Annotated in this window: 2 protein-coding genes; both read left to right on the forward strand. The window is 71.2% G+C overall.

What is annotated here, in order from left to right; translation table 11 throughout:
* Positions 1-204 (forward strand): BamA/TamA family outer membrane protein (locus tag JMF90_RS25540; protein ID WP_201325577.1); only part of this gene is annotated, 204 nt, incomplete at its 5' end.
* Positions 205-244: 40 nt separating this feature from the next.
* On the forward strand, positions 245-4,288 hold the full coding sequence (locus JMF90_RS25545) for a translocation/assembly module TamB domain-containing protein (protein ID WP_011694360.1): 4,044 nt from the start codon (positions 245-247) through the stop codon (positions 4,286-4,288).
* Positions 4,289-4,487 lie beyond the last annotated feature (199 nt).

Below are 4,487 nucleotides of genomic sequence, written 5' to 3' on the forward strand. Positions count from 1 at the left end.
CACTGGTTCAACCGCGACTGGGGCGCCGCGACGTTCTTCGACATCGGCACCGCGACCGATGCATGGGGCGAGCGCGTGTTTTACCCGGGCGTGGGCGTCGGTGCACGCTGGCGCAGCCCGGTCGGCCCGATCAACGTCGACGTCGCGTACGGCTTGCGCAACCACAGCGTGCGCCCGTACCTGACGCTCGGCATCGCTTTCTGAACCCGCCGCCCTATTGACGACGACCCGCACGACGAACCGCATGACGAAGGACCCGAACGACACGCCGCCGCCTCACGATCCGGATTCGCCCGACGGCGCGCCCGACACGCCGCCGCGCGCGCCGCGTCGCGGCCGCGCGTGGCGTGTCATTGCGTGGACGCTCGCGACGGTCGTGCTGCTCGTCGTGCTGGCGGCGGGGCTCGTGCTGGGCGCGGTGACGACCGAGCGCGGCACGCGGCTCGCGTGGCAGGCGGCCGGCAAGGTGCTCGGCACGCGGCTCGCGGGCACGCTCGAAGGCGGCTCGCTCGCGACCGGCGTGCGCTTGCGCGGGTTCGCGTGGACGAGCCCCGACGGCACCGGCACCGAGGTGCGCATCGACCGGCTCGACGGCCGTTGGGCATTGACCCGCGCGCCGTGGCGGCTGTCCATCGCCTATCTGCGCGCGGGCACGATCGACGTGCGGATCGCGCCGGGGCCGTCGACGCCGAGCACGACGCCGCAGGACCTGAGCCTGCCGCTGCAGGTGCGGATCGACGACCTGCGCGTCGATCGCCTCGCCATTCACGAAGGCACGTCGACGACGCAGCTCGACCATCTCGCGCTGAACGGCCGCAGCGACGGCCGTCACCATGAACTCGTGCTCGACGGCGTCGATACGCCGTACGGCGCGCTGACCGCGCGCGCGAAGCTCGACGGCGTGAAGCCGTTCGCGCTGACCGGTGAAGCGACCTACGCGGGCAAGCTGTCGGACGAGCCGGTCGACGCGCGGGCCCGCGTGTCGGGTTCGCTCGAGGCGCTCGTCGCAGACGTCGACGCGAGCGGGATGAAGCTGAACGGGCGCGCGCACGTCGAGGCCGCGCCGTTCGGCACGGTGCCGCTCACGCGCGCGTCGCTCGCGTTCGACCACGTGAACCCGCAAGCATTGTCGCCCGGCGCGCCCGCGGCCGATCTCGCGGTGCGCGCGGAACTCGCACCGGTGAGCGCACAGGCAGGCTCGGCGCCCGCGAAGGGTTTCGCGGTGACGGGCCCGGTGTCGATCGTCAACGCGAAGCCGGGCACGCTCGGCGACCATCTTCTGCCGGTGATCGACGCGCATGCGACCGTGCATCTCGACGCGCACGCGCAACGGATCGACGGCCTCGCGCTGAAGCTGATCCGCGACGGCAGCGTGACCGGCGGCGGCACGCTCACGGGCGGCAAGGGCCGCTTCGATCTGAAGGTTGCGAACCTCGACCTGAACGCGTTCGTCGCCGAGCTGCGGCCGATGCGCCTCGGCGGCCCGCTCGGCGTGACGCTCGCGGGCGACGTGACGACCGTCGATTTCAACCTGAACGATCCGAAGCTCGCGCTCGGCGCACGCGCCAAGGTCGCGCTCACGCGGCAGCAGACCGTGCTGACCGACACGCGCGTGACGGCGGGCAAGGGGCGCATCGACCTGACGGGCGTGTTCCGCCACGACGCGCATTCGAGCTACGACGCGAAGGCGACGCTGACCGCGTTCGATCCGCTGCTGCTCGCCGCGATGAGCGCGCCGAAGGCGGGCGGCGGCAAGGCGCCCGCGACGGCCGCCAAGGCCCCGGCCAAGCGCGGCGAAACGCGCGTATCGGGCACGCTGACCGCGTCGGGCGCGTTCGCGCCGCAGGTGTCGACGAAGGCGACCTTCAAGCTCGCCGACAGCCTGTACGACGGCGTGCCGCTGACCGGCGCCGGCGTCGTGCAGCTCGCCGGCTCGCGAATCCTGCCGAGCAACGCGAACCTGTCGATCGCCGGCAACCACGTCGACCTGCGCGGCAGCTTCGGCGCGCCCGGCGACCGGCTGCGCTTCGTCGTCGACGCGCCGCAGCTCGACCGGCTCGGCTTCGGCGTCCAGGGGCTCGTGCAGGCGCAAGGCGACCTGACCGGCAGCTTCGCGCATCCGAACGTGACGGCGACCTACAAGGCCGAGCACGTCGTCGTCGGTTCGAACCGGATCGGCACCGCCCAGGGCCGCGCGGACATCCGCGATGGCGCGCACGGCGCGCTCGTGTTCACGGCCGACGCGTCCGACATCGCGCTCGGTTCGTTCCAGCTGAAATCGTTGCGCGCGAACCTCGACGGCACGCGCGCGAAGCACACGCTCGACGCGTCGGCGCTCGGGGTGGCCGGTGGCCGCGTGATCGACCTGACGCTCGCGGCGAACGGCGGCGTGGTCGAGAACCGCGACGGCATGCGCTGGGACGGCACCGTCACGCGGCTCGCGAATCGCGGCACGCCGGCGCTCGCGCTGCAGGCGCCGCTGACGATATCGGCCGGCGCCGGCCGCGTGACGCTCGGCGCGACGCGGCTTACGCTCGAAGGTGCGGCGATCGACCTGAAATCGTTCGTGTTCGACCGCGGCCAGATGCGCTCGGCGGGCGCCGTGACCGGCGCGTCGGTCGCGCGTTTCCTCGAGGTTCGCCAGGCGCTGACCGGCCAGCGGCCGCCGGTGCGGACCGACGTCGTGCTCGATGCCGACTGGGATTTCGCGCTCGGCGCGAACGCGACGGGCTACGTGCAGGTGAAGCGCCGCGGCGGCGACGTGACGATCGAGACCGGGCGCGGCATCGCATCGCTCGGCCTGACCGACCTGTCCGCCCGCGCGAGCTTCGCGCCCGGCAACCGGCTCAACGTGACGGCACTCGCGAAGGCGAGCCGGATCGGCACGCTCGACGCGAACGTCACGGTGCCGTTCGCGCTGCGCGACGGTGTGTTCGGCCTCGTCGACGACGGTCCGCTGGCGGGCCGCATCGACGCCGACATTCCGGCGCTGAAGACCACCGGCAACCTGTTCGGGCCGAGCTACCTGCTCGGCGGGCGCGCAGCGCTGAAGCTCACGGTCTCCGGCACGCCGGTGAAACCGAACCTGTCTGGGACGCTGACGGGCGACGAGCTTTCAGCGACGCTGATCGACCAGGGCGTGCAGTTGAAGGACGGCATCGTGCGCGTGAAGCTGTCGGACAACCTCGTCGAATTCCAGCAGGTCGAATTTCACGGCGGCGACGGCACGCTGCGCGCGCTCGGCCGCGTGCGGCTCGACGGCGAGGCGCCGGACCTGACCGCCAGCATCGTCGCGGACAAGCTCGAACTGTTCGCGGCGCCGGACCGCAAGCTGTCGCTGTCGGGCAAGGCCACCGTCGCGAACGACGGGCCGCGCGGCGCGCTGTCGATCGACGGCAAGTTCATGGTCGACCGCGCGCTGTTCGACCTGCCCGAGCAGTCGGCGCCGCACCTGTCCGACGACGTCGTGATCGTGCAGCCGGACGGCACGGTGCGCGGCGAGACGCCCACCGGCACCGCGGCCGCGAAGCCGAAGCCGGTCGAAAACAAGCCGGCGCCGTCGCTGGCGCCGCGCGCGAACATCGACGTCGGGCTCGGCAACAACTTCCGCTTCAAGGGCCACGGCGCGGATCTCGGGCTGCGCGGCACGATCACCGTGATGAGCGCGCCGGGCGTGCCGCTGCGCGCGGTCGGCAACGTGCGCGTGACCGAAGGCTCGACGTACACGACGTTCGGCCGCAAGCTCGCGATCGAGAACGGCTTCTTCACGTTCAACGGCCCCGTGTCGAACCCGGGCGTCAACATCCTCGCGATGCGGCGCAACCAGGAGGTCGAGGCCGGCGTGCAGGTGACGGGCACGATCCAGTCGCTGACGGTCAAGCTCGTGTCGGAGCCGAACGTCACGGACAACGAAAAGCTGTCGTGGCTGCTGTTCGGGCACGGCACCGACCAGGGCAACAACGTCGGCCAGCAGGGGGCGATGACGGCGGCGCTCGGGCTGCTCGGCAGCGTGACCGGCAAGCGGGTCGCGCAGACCTTCGGTCTCGACGAGGTGTCGGTCGGCCGCAGCGAGGTCGGCCTGACCGATCCGCAGGTCGTGCTGGTGTCGAAGGCGATCAACGAGCGGTTCGTGCTCGGCTTCGAGCAGGGGCTGCAATCGGCGGCCAACGCGTTCAAGGCGACGATCAACCTGACGCGCTTCTGGTCGGTGTCCGCGTACGGCGGCACGTTCCAGGGCGTCGACCTGAACTACACGCGGCGGTTCGACCGCTGGTTCGGGCAGCGCTGACGAAGGGCGCGGCATACCGGGCAGCGATAAAAAAGCCCCGCACGATGCAAGTCGTGCGGGGCTTTTTTGCGCAAGCAGCAGCTGCGCGTTGCGCTTACTTCACGCGCATGACGGGCTTCGCGCCGCTGTGCGGTTCGAGGATGTAGAGGCACGGTTCCGCGTAATAACTTCGTATAGCATACATTATACGAAGTTATCG

The organism is Burkholderia sp. E168m23 (assembly GCF_016586125.1).
GTDB classification, from domain to species: domain Bacteria; phylum Pseudomonadota; class Gammaproteobacteria; order Burkholderiales; family Burkholderiaceae; genus Burkholderia; species Burkholderia orbicola.